15 protein-coding genes are annotated in these 16,324 nt (G+C 63.5%); 11 read left to right on the top strand and 4 right to left on the bottom strand.

Annotated features, from left to right (window positions below):
• Window positions 1-64: 64 nt before the first annotated feature.
• Window positions 65-1,567, top strand: coding sequence for an IMP dehydrogenase (gene guaB, locus ACMT3I_RS00400; protein ID WP_414802466.1), 1,503 nt, complete (start codon window positions 65-67; stop codon window positions 1,565-1,567).
• 66 nt (window positions 1,568-1,633) lie between these two features.
• Here the strand turns inward: guaB and ACMT3I_RS00405 are convergent, their stop codons facing one another.
• Entirely contained in the window at window positions 1,634-2,776 is a 1,143-nt protein-coding gene (locus ACMT3I_RS00405) for a MalY/PatB family protein (protein WP_414802467.1), read from the bottom strand.
• 113 nt (window positions 2,777-2,889) lie between these two features.
• Here ACMT3I_RS00405 and ACMT3I_RS00410 point away from each other — a divergent pair, with 113 nt between their 5' ends.
• Window positions 2,890-4,008 (top strand): GuaB3 family IMP dehydrogenase-related protein, encoded by a 1,119-nt coding sequence (locus ACMT3I_RS00410; protein WP_414803497.1) that lies wholly within the window; start codon window positions 2,890-2,892, stop codon window positions 4,006-4,008.
• Between the two features lie 41 nt (window positions 4,009-4,049).
• Entirely contained in the window at window positions 4,050-5,780 is a 1,731-nt protein-coding gene (locus ACMT3I_RS00415; RefSeq protein WP_414802468.1) for a glycerol-3-phosphate dehydrogenase/oxidase, read from the top strand.
• 31 nt (window positions 5,781-5,811) lie between these two features.
• On the opposite strand, the gene ACMT3I_RS00420 is transcribed toward ACMT3I_RS00415, so the two are convergent.
• On the bottom strand, window positions 5,812-6,390 hold the full coding sequence (locus ACMT3I_RS00420) for an HhH-GPD-type base excision DNA repair protein (RefSeq protein ID WP_414803498.1): 579 nt from the start codon (window positions 6,388-6,390) through the stop codon (window positions 5,812-5,814).
• A gap of 1,191 nt (window positions 6,391-7,581) precedes the next feature.
• Between ACMT3I_RS00420 and ACMT3I_RS00425 the strand changes: the two genes are divergently transcribed.
• The 7 genes from ACMT3I_RS00425 to ACMT3I_RS00455 all read left to right on the top strand — a co-directional run bounded on the left by ACMT3I_RS00425 (window position 7,582) and on the right by ACMT3I_RS00455 (window position 13,768).
• On the top strand, window positions 7,582-7,707 hold the full coding sequence (locus tag ACMT3I_RS00425) for a hypothetical protein (RefSeq protein ID WP_414802469.1): 126 nt from the start codon (window positions 7,582-7,584) through the stop codon (window positions 7,705-7,707).
• Between the two features lie 162 nt (window positions 7,708-7,869).
• A complete protein-coding gene (locus tag ACMT3I_RS00430; protein WP_414802470.1) occupies window positions 7,870-8,397 on the top strand; it encodes a cation:proton antiporter regulatory subunit in 528 nt (175 codons plus the stop codon).
• Between the two features lie 2 nt (window positions 8,398-8,399).
• Window positions 8,400-9,821, top strand: coding sequence for a cation:proton antiporter (locus tag ACMT3I_RS00435; protein WP_414802471.1), 1,422 nt, complete (start codon window positions 8,400-8,402; stop codon window positions 9,819-9,821).
• A gap of 8 nt (window positions 9,822-9,829) precedes the next feature.
• The gene (locus tag ACMT3I_RS00440; RefSeq protein WP_414802472.1) at window positions 9,830-10,621 is read left to right on the top strand and encodes an SURF1 family protein; all 792 of its coding nucleotides are present in this window, start codon (window positions 9,830-9,832) and stop codon (window positions 10,619-10,621) included.
• A 9-nt stretch (window positions 10,622-10,630) separates the two neighbouring features.
• Window positions 10,631-11,068, top strand: a complete 438-nt coding sequence (locus ACMT3I_RS00445) for a DUF3817 domain-containing protein (RefSeq protein WP_414802473.1) — start codon at window positions 10,631-10,633, stop codon at window positions 11,066-11,068.
• Between the two features lie 23 nt (window positions 11,069-11,091).
• Window positions 11,092-12,699, top strand: coding sequence for a glutamine-hydrolyzing GMP synthase (gene guaA, locus ACMT3I_RS00450; protein ID WP_414802474.1), 1,608 nt, complete (start codon window positions 11,092-11,094; stop codon window positions 12,697-12,699).
• A gap of 334 nt (window positions 12,700-13,033) precedes the next feature.
• Complete coding sequence (locus tag ACMT3I_RS00455; RefSeq protein WP_414802475.1) at window positions 13,034-13,768, top strand: alpha/beta fold hydrolase; 735 nt, start codon at window positions 13,034-13,036, stop codon at window positions 13,766-13,768.
• Window positions 13,769-13,856: 88 nt separating this feature from the next.
• Here the strand turns inward: ACMT3I_RS00455 and ACMT3I_RS00460 are convergent, their stop codons facing one another.
• Together ACMT3I_RS00460 and ACMT3I_RS00465 are read right to left on the bottom strand one after the other, a co-directional pair.
• On the bottom strand, window positions 13,857-14,657 hold the full coding sequence (locus ACMT3I_RS00460; protein ID WP_414802476.1) for a Bax inhibitor-1/YccA family membrane protein: 801 nt from the start codon (window positions 14,655-14,657) through the stop codon (window positions 13,857-13,859).
• A gap of 63 nt (window positions 14,658-14,720) precedes the next feature.
• The gene (locus tag ACMT3I_RS00465) at window positions 14,721-15,230 is read right to left on the bottom strand and encodes a hypothetical protein (protein WP_414802477.1); all 510 of its coding nucleotides are present in this window, start codon (window positions 15,228-15,230) and stop codon (window positions 14,721-14,723) included.
• A gap of 38 nt (window positions 15,231-15,268) precedes the next feature.
• Between ACMT3I_RS00465 and ACMT3I_RS00470 the strand changes: the two genes are divergently transcribed.
• Window positions 15,269-16,303: a glycerophosphodiester phosphodiesterase family protein gene (locus tag ACMT3I_RS00470; protein WP_414802478.1), complete on the top strand. Its 1,035-nt coding sequence runs from the start codon at window positions 15,269-15,271 to the stop codon at window positions 16,301-16,303.
• Window positions 16,304-16,324: the final 21 nt, after the last annotated feature.

The following is a 16,324-nucleotide window of genomic DNA, read 5'->3' on the forward strand; positions in this document are numbered from 1 at the left end:
ATTGAGTAACCGGCCCTGCTCCATGGACCGGAAACACACACTTATGCGCATGCAAAGGGGACATATGGATCAGCCAGATCCGTTCGGTTTCACCGGGCTCACCTACGACGACGTTTTGCTCCTTCCAGGACACACGGATGTCATCCCGAGCGAAGCTGAGACCAAGTCGCGGCTGACGCGACGGATCGACGTGGCTACGCCCCTCCTGTCCAGCGCGATGGACACCGTGACCGAGACGCGCATGGCTATCGCCATGGCCCGCGAAGGTGGCCTCGGCATCCTGCACCGCAACCTGTCGATCGACGACCAGGCCGAGCAGGTCGACCTCGTCAAGCGCAGCGAATCCGGCATGATTACCAACCCGGTCACGACGTCACCCGATGCCACAGTGGCAGAGGTGGATGCCATCTGCGGTCAGTTCCGCATCAGCGGTCTGCCCGTCGTCGACGCCAAGGGAATCCTGGTCGGCATCATCACCAACCGTGACATGCGATTCGTTTCTGAAACGAAGAAGCACACCACGCTGGTGCGCGAGGTTATGACCACCTCACCGCTCATCACGGGCAAGGTCGGCATGGCGCCGCTCGATGCCGTCACAATCTTCGCCAAGCACAAGATCGAGAAGCTGCCACTGATCGACGAATCGGGCAAGCTGACCGGTCTGATCACCGTCAAGGACTTCGACAAGTCAGAAGAGTTCCCGAACGCGACGAAGGATGACGCTGGACGTCTCCGTGTCGGTGCGGCCATCGGCTTCTTCGGCGACGCCTGGCAGCGTGCCACCTCTCTTCTCGAGGCCGGGGTCGACGTACTCGTGGTCGACACCGCCAACGGCGACAGCCAGGGCGTGCTCGACATCATCCGCAAGCTCAAGACCGACCCCGCGTTCCGCGGCGTCGACGTCATCGGCGGCAACGTGGCAACTCGATCGGGTGCCCAGGCACTCATCGAGGCAGGCGCTGACGCGATCAAGGTTGGAGTCGGTCCAGGCTCCATCTGCACCACGCGCATCGTCGCTGGTGTGGGCGTTCCCCAGATCACCGCTGTGTACCAGGCATCACTTGCTGCACGCGAGGCAGGCATCCCGGTTATTGCCGATGGTGGCCTGCAGTACTCAGGCGACATCGCCAAGGCGCTCGTCGCGGGCGCTGACACCGTCATGCTCGGTTCACTTCTTGCCGGTACCGACGAAAGCCCTGGCGAGCTCGTCTTCGTCAACGGCAAGCAGTTCAAGGCATACCGTGGCATGGGTTCGCTCGGCGCACTGCAGACGCGTGGCAACAAGACCTCGTACTCGAAGGACCGCTACTTCCAGTCGGATGTTCCGACAGACGACAAGCTGATCCCCGAGGGCATCGAAGGTCAGGTTCCCTACCGTGGCCCGGTGTCCGCCGTGGCGTACCAGCTCATCGGTGGCCTGCGCCAGTCGATGTTCTACGTGGGTGCACGCACCATCGAAGAGCTCAAGAACAAGGGCAAGTTCGTCAGGATCACTCCAGCCGGCCTGAAGGAATCACACCCGCACGACGTTCAGATCGTGGTGGAGGCGCCGAACTACCGTCGCTAACCGACAGGTCGTTTCGTCACTTTCCCTGAAGGGGTCGCGCAGTGCGCGGCCCCTTCCTGCGTTGCATCAGGCGATGGTGGCCAGACGCGAGATCGCCTCGGTGAGTACCTCGGGAGAGCACGCCAGATTGAGCCGGGCGAATCCGTTTCCCTGGGTGCCGAACATCGGCCCTGAGTGCAAGGCGACCTGTGCTCGGTCGAGGGCGATACCAGCCGGGTCGTCTCCCCAGCCGAGTGCTCTGAGGTCGAGCCAGGCCAGATAGCTCGCGTGGGGCTGTGCGTAGATCACGCCCGGCAGCATGAGCGCCAGGAGCTCGGCCAGGAGAGCGCGATTGGCCTGGATCGCGGCGATCACACCGTCAAGCCACTCCTCGCCGTCGGTGAAGGCCGCGACACTGGCTATCAGTCCGAACTGGCTGGTGCGCCACTGCACCTCCTCTGGCATGCCGGTGACCACGTGGCGCGTCCGCTCAGAGGCGGTGACGATCAGCGCACACTTGAGCCCGGCCAGGTTCCAGGCCTTGCTCGCCGAGGTGACACAGATCCCATGCTCGGCCGCTTCAGGCGAGACGGTGAGGAATGGTGTGAAGCTGCCATCGGTGTGGGTCAGGGGCGCGTGCACCTCGTCGCTGATGACCGTGACGTCGTATCTCGCGGCCAACTCGGCAACGGCGGTCAGGTCTTCGACCGAATGCGGATGCCCGACCGGGTTCTGCGGATTGCAGAGCAGGTATGCCCTCGCTCCAGCTGCGAACGCGCGCTCGATGCCGTCGAGATCGAGCGCCCAGCCGCCGACACCCGACAGGAGTGGAACCTCGACAATCTCGCCTCCTGCCTCTGGCACGAGGTCAAAGAACGGCGGGTAGATCGGTGGGTTGATGACAACGCGCTCGCCGGGCGTGATGGTGTGCCTGATGGTCTCGACTATTGCCACGCTGACATCCGTGGTGCTCGTCACGTGGTCGGGATCAACCCGCCATCCCCAGCGTCGCAACGCAAAACCGGCGAAAGCATCGGCGAGCGGATTCTCGGGGGCGACGTAGCCGGTGTCGCTTCGTCGCACTGCGGCGATGAGTGCGTCCCCGATCGGTGGGGCTAGCGGGTAGTCCATCTCAGCGACGAACATCGGCAGCACGTCGTTCGGGTAGCTCCGCCATTTCAGGCTGGTGCGGTCGCGGAGGAGCAGGAGGGGATCGGCTGTGACGTCCATGCAACTCAGGATGCCGCATCAGAACAGCGTGGTCGAGGGCAGACCGGTGCGGGATTGTGCCCGGTACGCCAGAATCGGTCAACAGGCACGCCCATTAGACTGGAGTGGTGAGTATGGAGATTGAAATCGGCCGTTCCAAGCGCGCTCGTCGGGTCTACGCCTTTGACGACATCGCAATCGTTCCTAGTCGGCGCACCCGCGACCCGGAAGACGTATCGGTGAGCTGGGGGATCGACGCGTATCAGTTCGACATCCCCTTCATCGCTGCACCCATGGACTCTGTGGTCTCTCCGCAGACAGCCATCATGATGGGTCAGCTCGGCGGACTGGGTGTCCTCGACCTCGAGGGACTCTGGACTCGCTACGAGAACCCCGAGGTTCTGCTCGCTGAGATCCGCACGCTCCCGGCCGACAAGGCCACCGCCCGCATGCAGGAGATCTACTCCGAGCCGATCAAGCCGGAGCTCGTCACCGCGCGCCTGGCTGAGATCCGTGCCGCCGGCGTCACCGTTGCAGGTGCCCTGTCGCCGCAGCGCACCCAGGAACTCTACGAAACCGTCGTCGCCGCCGGTGTCGACCTCTTCGTCATCCGTGGCACCACGGTTTCTGCTGAGCACGTCTCGAAGAACCAGGAACCCCTTAACCTCAAGAAGTTCATCTACGAACTCGACGTTCCCGTTATCGTCGGCGGCGCGTCAACCTACACCGCTGCCCTGCACCTGATGCGCACGGGGGCCGCCGGTGTTCTCGTCGGTTTCGGCGGCGGCGCGGCATCCACCACCCGCGCGACCCTCGGCATCCACGCCCCCATGGCCACGGCAGTAGCTGATGTCGCCGGCGCTCGCCGCGACTACATGGACGAGTCTGGCGGGCGCTACGTGCACGTCATCGCCGATGGCGGCCTGGGAACGTCGGGCGACATCGTCAAGGCCATCGCCTGCGGTGCTGACGCTGTCATGCTCGGCACGACGCTGGCACGTGCAACGGATGCTCCCGGTGGCGGATACCACTGGGGTGCAGAGGCACATCACTCGCAGCTGCCCCGTGGCAAGCGTGTCGAGGTCGGCACAGTCGCGCCGCTCGAAGAGATCCTGTACGGACCGGCACCCGTTGCTGACGGCACCGCCAACCTCGTGGGTGCCCTGCGCCGCTCGATGGCGACGACCGGTTACTCGGACATCAAGGAGTTCCAGCGCGTCGAGGTAGTTGTAGCGCCGTACCAAGTGAACTAGCGTCGATGTAAGTACCACCACCATTCAGGATGGGAGTCAGCATGGGCAAGCTCAATTCGGCGACACGGTCTACGAAACTTGGACCTGAGGAGCGAGAGGCCGCGCTGGCCCGGCTCAAGGAAAAAGAGCTGGACATCCTGGTGGTTGGTGGTGGCATCGTCGGTGCCGGTGCCGCGATGGATGCAGTGACGCGGGGTCTCAGCGTCGGAATCCTCGAAGCGCGGGACTGGGCGTCAGGCACATCGAGCAGGTCATCAAAGCTTGTGCACGGTGGCATCCGCTACCTGGAGCAGCTCGACTTTCGCCTGGTGCGTGAGGCCCTGATCGAACGCGGCCTGCTTCTGCAGGTGCTCGCACCGCACCTGGTCAAGCCCGTGCGGTTCTTGTACCCGTTGAAGAAGCGGGTCACTGAACGTTTCTACATCGGTGCCGGGATGCTGCTCTACGACATCTTCAGCTACACAGGGGGTCGCCCGCCCGGGGTACCGCACCACCGCCACCTGTCGAAGACCCAGGTGCAGCGGCTGATGCCAAGCCTGGCCAACGATGCTCTCGTGGGCGGCATCACGTATTACGACGCGCAGGTCGATGACGCCCGCTACGTGGCGTCACTGGTGCGCACGGCATCCTTCTACGGCGCCCACGCCATGAGCCGGGTGCGTGTCGAAGGCTTCATCAAGGTCGGTGAACGTGTCGTCGGTGTGCACGCGCACGACCTGCAGACCGGAGAACGGTTCGAGGTGCGGGCCAAGCAGGTGGTGAACGCCACCGGCGTCTGGACCGATGACACCCAGCGGATGGTGGGGGAGCGCGGCACATTCAAGGTGCGTGCATCAAAGGGTGTGCACCTGGTGGTACCGCGCGACAGGTTCCAGTCAGCGATGGGACTGCTGCTCCGCACCGAGAAGAGCGTGCTTTTCGTGATCCCGTGGGGTCGGCACTGGCTGATCGGCACCACAGACACCGACTGGCACCTCGACAAGGCGCACCCGGCAGCGACGGCTGCGGACATCGACTACCTGCTTGAGCACGTGAATTCTGTGTTGTCTGTGCCATTGACCCGCGAAGACGTCGAAGGCGTCTACGCCGGGCTGCGCCCACTGCTTGCCGGTGAGTCAGACCAGACGTCGAAACTGTCACGCGAGCACCTGGTCGGCCATTCGGTGCCGGGGCTCGTCGTCATCGCTGGCGGCAAATGGACGACATATCGGGTGATGGCCAAGGACGCGATCGACGCCGCAGTCGACGCGCTCGACGGCAAGATCCCGGAGTCGACGACCCAGAACATCCCGTTGCTCGGTGCCGAGGGATATCAGGCTGCCTGGAACAAGCGCGGCAAGATTGCCAAGGCTTTCGGGCTGCACCCGGCCCGAATCGAGCACTTCCTCAACCGCTACGGCACGTTGACTGACGAGCTGCTTGACCTGATCAGGGACGATCCGACGCTGGCTGAACCGCTGCCGGGAGCTGACGACTACGTTGGCGCCGAGGTCGTGTACGCCGTCACGCACGAGGGTGCGCTTCATCTGGAAGACGTGCTTGCTCGTCGCACCCGTATCTCGATCGAGGCCTGGGACCGCGGGGTGTCTGCTGCGCCGGTTGCAGCAAAGCTGATGGCGGATGCCCTCGGCTGGGACGCCGAACGTGAGGAACATGAAGTGGCTGTCTACCTCAAGCGGGTTGCCGCTGAGCGAGGATCGCAGGAGCAGCCTGACGATGAGCGCGCCGATCGGGTGCGCCTGGAGGCTCCTGACATCGTTTCGCAGTCGTAGCTGCGGCGCTTTTCTGCGGCGGGGCTGTGCTCTAGGAGCCAGCCTTGGCCGCGGCCTTCATCGCTCGCTTCGTCTCGCGCACGCGGGTCAGTGACTCTGCGTCGACGATGTCGGCCGCCGAGCGATAGCTTCCGACCTCGCCATAGTGGCCGGCCGCCTCACGCCATCCTGCGCCCGTGAAGCCATACTGCTTGCCGAGCAGCGCAAGGAATATCTTCGCCTTCTGCTCGCCGAAGCCGGGTAGCGCCTTCAGTCGCTTGTAGACCTCTGCGCCGTCTGGGTCTCCGCGGGTCCAGATCGCCGCGGCATCCCCGCCCCAGTCATCCATAATCGCCTGGCAGAGCGTCTGCACGCGGCCCGCCATGTTGGCCGGGTAGCGGTGCACGGCAGGCGGAATGCGAAAGAGTTCAACGAAGGAATCAGCATCCTGATGCGCGATGGTCTCTGCGTCGAACGAGCCCAACCGCTCCTTGATCTTCTGCGGCCCGCCGAATGCCGTCTCCATGGCCACCTGTTGGTCGAGAAGCATGCCGACGAGCAGGGCAAGTGGATCCTCGGACAACAGTTGATCGGCGGCGTCGTCTCCGGTGATGTGCAGGTTTCCAGTCATGCATTCATCTTCGCAGCGTTCGCTCTGGGGGCACAGGGTCGCACGCGTCGGCATCCGTGATCCGTCCACATCCGCATCCGCGACCGCATCCGCGACCGCATCCGCGACCGTGACCGCGCCCGCGAGTTCGCGGGAGCGAGGAATCCCATGCCTCGTGAGAAAGGCGCCGAACGCGGGGAGCGTGGTGGCGAGGGCCCAATCCCAGCGGCAGACGCCGAGGTTCTGGGCGCGCAGTCGATCTTCCCTGATCTTTTCGGCGATGACGATGTCGGCAGTTGTGCGTCCATGAGTGAATTCGTGGCGCACGTATTTTCCGTATCCGTCGAATTCACCGACTTTGCGGATCGTTCGCCAGAAGAAGTCGCTGAAGCCGATCAGCCCGTCGCTGTCCCAGAACGGAACCTGTTGCTCAGGGAGAGTGAAGCCGAGCAGGAAGATGCCTGCACGGCTGATGGATTCGCCGGCCGATCCGGACAGCGGCGTGGCGAACTCCAGCACTCGCCTGGCAGCCGACCGGCCGGCGACACGACCCCGACCGATGTCCGTGAACGAGGATTCGAGTTGCTGTTTCGTCGTCAGTGGATTTCCGTTGCGAGGTGTGTGGATGGCCTTGTCCATGACCGCGACAGCATGACCGAATGGGAGTATCCGGGCCAGGGATATCGCGGTGTCCGCGACTGATGTGACAAGCAGGCCGCCATGTTCTGCGACATCAGGGTCGCCGTCCTGTGGGTGGCGGATGATGCCGTGCCTGGAACGGCCCCCGGTTGCGGCCGGAGTGGCGAGGTGGATCTGCTGCGGCCATGCCCCGACGATGGGCAGCCCCCAGAGCGCAGCCGCCGAGTGATGCGAATACACCGCAGGAACATCGGCCACAGCGGCATGCGCGTGGATCTTGCGCAGATACTGAGCGTCGGCACTCAGCGCACGCCACTCCGTAGACGAAATGTACACGCCGCGGCGCAGGCGAATGACATTCTTCGATTCGAATTCGCGACGGAGGTCGCGTTGGAGTCCGAATCGTGCTGCGTCGCTGGCAAGGATCAATCCGGTGCTGCCAGCGAGCGACTCGAGGACATCGAGCGCGGTGTGGGAGGTACGGGGCATGTGGGAGGCACGAGAGGTGAGCGGGGTGTGTGGTGTGTGTGCGGTGTCGTCCATGGCGAGAGGATCACAGATGCGGATCGGTGAGTGGCCGTCGCTGCGACATCTGTGCATCCGCTGCTCACAACATCCGCTGGGGACGACTCGGTCGAACCCGCCATGGTGCGGGAGTCGCGCATCACCGCGCCCGGTGCGGCGGCCCGCGCCCACTAGAGCGGGCGCGAGCCGCCATACCGGGCGCGCGCACCCGTGGCGCTTCCGCGCGCACCCGAGGCGCAGCGCCGCTCGCGACAGCACGTCGGCACTGGGCAAGGGCACAAAATCCCTCGGATACAATGGCATAACTGCCCTTTTCTAGCCTCAGGAGTCACAACCATGGTCGATGTTCGGCGGGTCAAACTCCCCGGCGTGGGTGTTCTGCATACCTTCGTAACGGATGACGGAGGAAAGGTCGGCGTTATCGCCCACCGTTCCGGTCATAGCGATCTCATTACCTTCGCTGATGACGAAGGCGGTCCAGATGCCAGCAAGGTGTCACTGCGCTTGAGTGAAGACGAAGCGCACACGCTCGCCGAGCTGCTCGGTGGCACGCAGATTACCGAGTCGCTCACCGCGCTCGACCAGATCCCCGGCCTGTCGATCGACTGGTTCACCGTCGACTACGACGACCACATCGCCGGTCAGCCACTCGGCAACCCGGCTGAGCGCGGCATCGCCGGCCTCACTGTTGTTGCAGTGGTTCGCGGCGAGTCCGCCAACCCTGCGCCCGCCCCCGACTTCAAGGTGTTCCCCGGAGACACCCTTGTCGTTGCCGGCTCGCCCGAAAAAGTCGCGAAGGCCTTTGCGTTCTTCCGTACCGGCGCAGTTAAAACGAAGACCGTCGACGCTCCGCCCGGAGGCTAAGTATGCATCTCGGCGAAGACCTCATCACTCTCGGCGTCCTGCTGGTTGTCGCCTATGTCCTCGGGCGCCTCGGCAAGGTCATCGGCCTGCCATCGATTCCGATCTACATGGTCGTCGGGCTGCTGGCGAGCCCGTATACCGGTTGGTTCCCGCTTAACTTCCACGCTGCAGACATCGAGCTGATAGCCGTCTTCGGACTGATTCTGCTTCTGTTCAGTCTTGGCCTCGAGTTTGACCAGGAAGAGTTCTTCAACAACGCCGGAAAGCTCTTGATTTCTGGCGGAACCTACGTCGTGCTCAACATGGGCCTTGGGTTCGCCTTCGGAATGATGGTCGGTTGGGGAACGCGAGAAGCGCTCGTCATCGCTGGAATGACAGGCACATCGTCGAGTGCCATCATTACCAAACTGCTGATCGAGCTACGAAGACTCGCCAACAAAGAGACCCCGATGATCCTCGGGGTCACCGTCGTCGGCGACATCTTCATCGCCATTTACCTCTCGATCGTCTCCGTCGTGCTGAGCGGCAAGACCGAGGTCTGGCCGATCGTGCTGCAACTCGGCATCGCCTTCGTCTTCCTCATCGTCATGTTCTCGCTGGCAAGATGGGGCGGCAAAGTGGTGTCGCGGCTCGTGCGCACCAAGGACGACGAGCTGTTCACCATCCTCTTCTTCGGCCTTGCCGTGCTGTTCGCGGGCATCGGCGAGATCATCGGTGTGACGGATGCCATCGGCGCGTTCCTGATCGGCGTCGTGCTCGGTGCAAGCAGTTACCGTGCCAAGATCGAGCGGGTCGCCGTACCCCTGCGTGACGTCTTCGCTGCGTTCTTCTTCTTGAACTTCGGACTCGCGCTCCACATTGCCGAGTTCGGCTCGGTAATAGTAGTTGTGCTGATCGCCGTGGTGATGACGTTCGCGCTCAATGTCGTGTCAGGCATGATTTTGGCCCGGCTGCACAAGATGGGGCCAGTCGAGGGCATCAATGCGGCAGCGATTCTCGTGAACCGCGGTGAATTCACGCTAATTCTCGCGACGCTGTCTGTGGGAGCAGGACTCAACCATCTGCTGCAACCGTTCGCCGGACTCTACGTGCTGCTGATGGCTGTGCTTGGACCGCTGTTTGCGTCCAACTCGGAGCGCATCGGCGCTGCGTTCCGGCGTAAGACATCGCGACCTCCTGCACCGCCTGTCAGGGACCGCATGCGCGAAGAAGAAATCGCCCTGGTCGAAGCTGTCGGCAATTCGCGGGTCACCGACGACAGCACGCAGCGTGCAGTCGCCCGGGTAGTCGAACAGGCCAAGACCCAAGCAGATTCGACCCCAGACGGCCAGTCGGCATCCGGAACTGATCCGATGGCTGACTTCATCACAGACAAAACCGCTGGCGAGAAGCCCAAGCGAGACGATCGGACAACGGACTACTAGTGATCAGAATGATGTTGCGCCCACGCTGGGTGGGTGCGCTTGTGCTTGCGCTCGCGATTGCGGCTGCCTTTGCGCTGCTCGGGCAGTGGCAGCTTGACCGTGCGATCGCCTCGGCCCAGGTCGAGGAGCGCACCACAGAAGAGGTCGTGGTGCTCGCCGATGTCGTCTCGCCTGACGGCCCGACCCCGACGGCGGCTGAAGCTCAGTTGGTGACGCTGACCGGGCACTATGTCGCGGGCGACGAACAGCTCGTCGCCGAGGCGCACCAGGACAGCGCAATCGGGTGGTGGGTTGTCAGCCGTTTCGTGACGACCGACGACATCACACTGCCGATCGTGCGCGGCTGGGCGGCCACCGAAGACAAGGCCAGAGAGGCTGCCGATGAGCTGGCCGTCTCGGATCAGGATGGCGCGACAGTCACCGTGACAGGCCGGTTCCTCTCAAGCAACGCTCCAGTGCTCCCGCCGGCAGGTGGCGACCCGCATCTGATGACAACGGTGTCCGTTGCGGCGCTCATCAACCTGTGGACGGATTTCACCGATCAGTCGGTCTACTTCGGTTACGTGCTCGATTCTGCCGCGGCGCCGGGGCTCGAAGCAGTTCATTCACCTCCTCCGGAGGAGGAGCTATCCGTGAACTGGCTGAATATTTTCTACGCCGCCGAATGGATCGTTTTCGCCGGTTTTGCCGTCTTCCTCTGGTATCGACTGGTGAGGGATGCCGTCGAACGCGAAGAAGAGGAAGCCCAGCAGGCCGCTCTGGCAGTCACCGCGGGCTCACCGCCCCCACCCGCGACGTAAACTGGACCAATGCCTCTCGAACCAAAGCCCGCCGACCTTCCCCGGATTCCCGGTGCGCTCAAGCTGTACAAAGTCGCATCCGTCATCACGGGTGTCATGCTTCTGTTGCTCTGTGCCGAAATGATCGCGAAGTATGCCTTCGGCTACGAGCTTGAACTCGGGGGCCCCAACGGCTTCCTGGCAATGGTGCCGAACGACACGGTGACCGCCGTCAACCTGAGCACGGGCATCCTGATCGCCCACGGCTGGTTCTACGTGCTTTACCTCTTCAGTGATTTTCACCTGTGGAGCTTGATGCGCTGGTCGTTCCCTCGCTTTATCCTGATCGCCCTCGGCGGTGTCGTGCCCACCCTGTCGTTCTTCGTTGAAGCGAAGATCGCCAAGGAGGTCACGGTGTACCTGGCCGCCCGAGAGAGCGTCAACCCCGATGCCAGCGTCAAGGCATAACTAGTGTGGAGGCAGAACAAGTAATGAGCGAGCAGATAAGCCCGCAGCCGAGCGAACAGGCGACAGCCCAGCGCCCCGTGCTGGTCGTCGACTTCGGTGCGCAGTACGCGCAGCTGATCGCCCGTCGTGTGCGTGAAGCATCCGTCTATTCGGAAATCGTGCCGCATTCGGTCACCGCGGCAGAGGTCGAGGCGAAGAACCCGATCGGTATCGTGCTGAGCGGTGGCCCGTCGAGCGTCTACGCAGACGGTGCGCCGAGCTTCGACGCGGCGATCTTCGACCTCGGCGTGCCGGTCCTCGGCATTTGCTACGGCTTCCAGGTGATGGCCACGGCCCTCGGCGGCGAAGTCTCGCACACCGGTGCGCGCGAATACGGCTCGACCCCTGTCACGGTGACGGATGGCGGCAACGCCCTTCTCGCCGACCAGCCGAGTGACCAGACGGTCTGGATGAGCCATGGAGACTCCGTCTCGAAGGCCCCGGACGGCTTCACCGTCCTGGCCTCGACCGAGTCGACCCCCGTTGCGGCATTCGCCAACGACGAGCGTCGTCTCTACGGCGTGCAGTGGCACCCGGAGGTCAAGCACTCCGAGCACGGCCAGCATGTTCTCGAGAACTTCCTGCACCGTGCAGCTGGCATCCCCGCCGACTGGAACAGTGACAACGTCATTGCCGAGCAGGTCGCCAACATCCAGGCGCAGGTCGGTACCGGCAAGGTCATCTGTGGCCTGTCAGGTGGAGTCGACTCGGCAGTTGCCGCGGCCCTCGTGCACAAGGCCGTCGGCGACCAGCTGGTCTGCGTCTTCGTGGACCACGGTCTGCTTCGTCAGGACGAGCGCCGTCAGGTTGAAGAAGACTACGTCAAGGCAACCGGCGTACGCCTGGTCACCGTCGACGCCCGCGAGCAGTTCATCAACGCTCTCGCCGGAGTCAGCGATCCAGAGCAGAAGCGCAAGATCATCGGTCGCGAGTTCATCCGCAGCTTCGAACAGGCTCAGGCCGACCTCATCGCTGAAGCGGAAGCCACAGACGGCGACCCGATTCGCTTCCTCGTGCAGGGCACCCTGTACCCGGATGTCGTTGAATCGGGCGGCGGAAGCGGTACCGCGAATATCAAGAGTCACCACAACGTCGGTGGCCTGCCGGAAGACCTGCAGTTCGAGCTCGTCGAACCGCTGCGCACCCTGTTCAAGGACGAGGTACGCGCGATCGGCGCCGAGCTCGGCCTGCCGGAAGAAATCGTGCAGCGCCAGCCGTTCCCCGGCCCCGGCCTCGGCATCCGCATCGTCGGAGAGGTCACCCAGGAGCGTCTCGACCTGCTGCGCAAGGCGGATGCGATCGCTCGCTTCGAGCTGAGCGCAGCCGGCCTCGACCGCGAGATCTGGCAGTGCCCGGTTGTGCTGCTGGCCGACGTGCGCTCAGTGGGTGTGCAGGGCGACGGCCGTACTTACGGTCACCCGATCGTGCTGCGTCCCGTCTCGTCTGAAGACGCGATGACCGCCGACTGGACGCGACTGCCGTACGACGTGCTGGCGAAGATCTCGAACCGCATCACCAATGAGGTCGATGGGGTAAACCGCGTCGTGCTCGACGTCACGTCGAAGCCGCCGGGAACCATCGAATGGGAGTAACGGGGCTTTAGGGCTCCGGTGGGGAGCGGTGGCGTCGTCATCCGCTCCCCAGCTCAAACAATGACACGAAAGGCCGGGCCCACCGGTGTGCAGATCGGATTACGAACTGCAGACAAGGGCCCGGCCTTTCTCGTCATAACTCGACACCCCGCGGACAACGACGCCACCGCTTCGCTGGGCGCTTTCAGTGGGGAGCTGAAGTTGTGGGGAGCGGCGGCAGCGGGGCGGAGCTGGCTGCCGGGCGGGTGCGGGTGTTCCGCCCTGTGATGCAGGGATACTGTGCGGGACAGCGGTCGCGGCTATGCGGCTGTCCCGGATAGAAAGGAACACCGCTGTGAGTAAACCTACGATCGTTCTCGTCCATGGAGCGTGGGCCGACGCGTCGAGTTGGAACGCCGTCGCCACCGAACTGCAGAACCAGGGCTTCACAGTGCTGGCTCCGCCGAACCTGTTGCGTGGTGTCGCCTCGGACGCCGCGTACATCGCCTCATTCCTCAGCCAGCGCACGAGCGGTCCCGTGGTGCTTGTTGGCCATTCCTACGGCGGCTTCGTGATCACCAATGCCGCGGCCGGCGGCGGTGACGTGCGTGCTCTCGTGTATGTGGATGCCTTCATCCCCGAGGAGGGCGAGTTCGTCTTCCAGATCCTGGGCGACTCTGGATCCGCGCTCGCCGTTCCGGATCCCACCACGGTGCTCGACGTTGTCGGCTATCCCGGCGCGCCAGAGGGCGACGCCGAGGCATTCCTCAAGCCGGCCACCGTGCACGACTCTTTCGCACAGGACCTCTCAGAGACAGACCGTGGCCTCATCGTTGCCACCCAGCGACCGATCACCCTGAGCGCCAACACCACCCCTTCGGCCGCACCCGCGTGGAAGACCATTCCCAGTTGGGCGGTGATTGGCACCGAAGACAGGGTGATTCCGCCGGCGACCCAGCGCAGCATGGCGGAGCGCGCCGGAGCAACAATCACGGAAGCAGCTGCCTCGCATGTCTCGATGGTGTCGCAGCCATCGGTCACCATCGACGCCATCCTCGCGGCCGTCGCCGCGGTGGGAGTGTCGGTCTAGCGGCTGAGAGACTGCGGGACGGGTACGACGAAGGGCCGGTCTCCAAGACCGGCCCTTCGGGGTGAAGCAATAAAACTATGCGGTGAGGCTAGTCGCGCGCGATGGCGAACATGCGCAGGATCTCGAGGTACAGCCAGATGACGGTGACCATGATGCCGAAGGCTCCGGTCCAGCCGTACTTGCGGGGAGCCCGGTTCTTCACGCCGCGCTGGATGTAGTCGAAGTCGAGCACCAGCGAGTACGCGGCCATGATGACGACGAGTACACCGAGAATCAGGCCGAACGGGATTCCGAAAATCTCGAGGCTGCCCCTGAGGCCGAACGGGTTGTCGATTGCTCCGAAGGCGGTGAGGCCCAGGTTGAGCAGCGAGAAGACGAGGTAGCCGACCATCGCGATCAGGAAGATCTTGGTGGCCTTCTTCGACGCACGGATCTTGCCGCTGGCGAAGAGCGCGAGCGTGACGCCGACGACGACGAGCGTGGCCAGGACTGCCTGGATGACGATGCCGTTGTACGCGGTCTCGTAGAACGCGGAGATACCGCCGACGAAGACGCCCTGTGCGGCCGAGTACGCGAGGATGAGCGCCGGTGACGGCTCCTTCTTGAACACGTTGACCATGGCAAGAACGAAACCGATGATTCCGGCGATGACCATGATGCCTGTCGACGCGAACATCCAGCCGATGGCCGCGCCAGCGAGCAGCACGACGAACGTCAGGGCCGACTTGGCGATGGTGTCTTCAACACTCATCCGGTCGGTGTCGTTCGAGTTCGCTGCCGGGCGGTTGTAGATGTCCTGCAGTTCTGCTGCAGACACCGTGGCCACCGTCGATGCCGACTGGGAATTGAACGCGGGACTGCGCGAGAATGCGGGATTGTCGAGTGCCATGGTTTCCTCTGCTCATAAACAGCTGGGGTATGTACGTGCTGAGAGTCAACACGTACTACCAACCTACCTGAGAGTTCTTACAGATTTTCTGGGTATTCGCCGAGTTTCCGCCAACCACCACGCTGCCCAGGCGCCTCCGACGGTGACCAGGGTTCCGAGCAATAACATCACCCAGGTCATCGAATAGGAGTCGAGCGCGGCTTTCAAGGCAAAGCTCGCGACGAACGGCAGAGCCAGTGTGAGGTAGCTGTGGAGTGGCCGGTGCCGTACGAGCAGCCAGCCGGCCAACAGCACGACGAAGGCGCCGGCGAAGTCGGGTCCTGCCCGAAGGACGAGCCCGGCGAGGAGGCACGGCAGTAAAACGAGCAGGCGCCGCCAGAGTGCGCCGGGCATCACGAGCCAACCGATCAGCTGCACGAGGGGGCCGATGCCCAGCAGCATGAGCGTGTATGTGCTCATCAGATTGGAGAGCGCGACCCCGACGACGATCAGGGTGAGACCGACGACATACCGTCCGGAGAATTCGAGCCTCCTCGCGGGGGGAGACGGAGTGGGCAGGGTCGTTGTGCTCATTGCATCAATTCTGGCAGGCGGCGGATAATCTTGTTCTCATGTCCAGCACCTCGCCGTCACATCCGCTCATCATCGGGCACCGAGGGGCGCCTGGCTATCGCCCTGAACACACCAGGGCCGCCTTTGAACTGGCGTTCGCCCTCGGAGCGGATGCCGTTGAGCCCGACCTGGTTGCCACCAAGGACGGTGTGCTGGTGATCAGGCACGAGAACGAGATTTCGGGCACAACGGATGTCGCTTCCCGGCCGGAGTTCGCGGCCAGAGAGACCACCAAGATCGTCAACGGTGTGGTTCGGAACGGCTGGTTCAGCGAGGATTTCACCTGGGCAGAGCTCAGCACCCTGCGCGCACGTGAACGACGGCCTTCCATACGCCGCTCAAGTGCCAGCTTCGACGGCCGGTTTCCCCTCCTGCGTTTGCGCGACCTGTTCGAGATCTGCGATGCGGCTGCCGAGAGCAGCCAGCGCTGGCGCGGAATGGTGGCCGAGATCAAGTTCGCCACCTATTTCGAGTCGATCGGGCTGCCGCTTGACGAGCTCTTCATCGACGAGGTGAAGAATGCGGGCTGGGATGACGGCGACGGACGGTTGATCGTTGAGAGTTTCGAGCGGGATGTTCTCGTGAAGGTGGAGGAGCGTGGGATCCGCGCCAAGCGGATCTACCTCGTTGAGGACTCGGGTGCTCCGTTCGATGAAGTGAACAGACACGGCACGCTGGCCGCCGACTATGCAGCATCCCTGACCGAGGAAGGGCTGTACGCGCTCGCCGGCAAGGTCGACGGCATCAGCGTCAATAAGTCACTCATCCTGGCCAATGACGATTCGGGTCGGGTGGCAGGTACGACGGATCTGGTCGACGACGCTCACGCCGCAGGCCTTGAGGTCTACACCTGGACGCTGCGGCCCGAAAATAAGTTCCTCTCTCAGCCGTTTAGACGCGGAACCGGGCGCGCGGACTTCGGCGACTGGCAGGGTGAATTCCAGACGATCATGTCGACGGGCATCGATGGAGTGTTCGCGGACTACCCGGACCTTGCGGTGTCGGTGCGCGAGGAGCTTGAACTCGTGGAGTGAACCGGGTTCGAACCACGCGAA

Source organism: Leifsonia sp. A12D58 (assembly GCF_047530025.1).
Classification (GTDB): Bacteria; Actinomycetota; Actinomycetes; order Actinomycetales; family Microbacteriaceae; genus Cryobacterium.

Excerpts from the sequence above, each read along its gene's own strand:
- guaB (WP_414802466.1), top strand. The coding sequence starts at position 65 with ATGGATCAGCCAGATCCGTTCGGTTTCACCGGGCTCACCTACGACGAC.
- ACMT3I_RS00405 (WP_414802467.1), bottom strand. The coding sequence starts at position 2,776 with ATGGACGTCACAGCCGATCCCCTCCTGCTCCTCCGCGACCGCACCAGC.
- ACMT3I_RS00410 (WP_414803497.1), top strand. The coding sequence starts at position 2,890 with ATGGAGATTGAAATCGGCCGTTCCAAGCGCGCTCGTCGGGTCTACGCC.
- ACMT3I_RS00415 (WP_414802468.1), top strand. The coding sequence starts at position 4,050 with ATGGGCAAGCTCAATTCGGCGACACGGTCTACGAAACTTGGACCTGAG.
- ACMT3I_RS00420 (WP_414803498.1), bottom strand. The coding sequence starts at position 6,390 with ATGACTGGAAACCTGCACATCACCGGAGACGACGCCGCCGATCAACTG.
- ACMT3I_RS00430 (WP_414802470.1), top strand. The coding sequence starts at position 7,870 with ATGGTCGATGTTCGGCGGGTCAAACTCCCCGGCGTGGGTGTTCTGCAT.
- ACMT3I_RS00435 (WP_414802471.1), top strand. The coding sequence starts at position 8,400 with ATGCATCTCGGCGAAGACCTCATCACTCTCGGCGTCCTGCTGGTTGTC.
- ACMT3I_RS00440 (WP_414802472.1), top strand. The coding sequence starts at position 9,830 with ATGATGTTGCGCCCACGCTGGGTGGGTGCGCTTGTGCTTGCGCTCGCG.
- ACMT3I_RS00445 (WP_414802473.1), top strand. The coding sequence starts at position 10,631 with ATGCCTCTCGAACCAAAGCCCGCCGACCTTCCCCGGATTCCCGGTGCG.
- guaA (WP_414802474.1), top strand. The coding sequence starts at position 11,092 with ATGAGCGAGCAGATAAGCCCGCAGCCGAGCGAACAGGCGACAGCCCAG.
- ACMT3I_RS00460 (WP_414802476.1), bottom strand. The coding sequence starts at position 14,657 with ATGGCACTCGACAATCCCGCATTCTCGCGCAGTCCCGCGTTCAATTCC.
- ACMT3I_RS00465 (WP_414802477.1), bottom strand. The coding sequence starts at position 15,230 with ATGAGCACAACGACCCTGCCCACTCCGTCTCCCCCCGCGAGGAGGCTC.
- ACMT3I_RS00470 (WP_414802478.1), top strand. The coding sequence starts at position 15,269 with ATGTCCAGCACCTCGCCGTCACATCCGCTCATCATCGGGCACCGAGGG.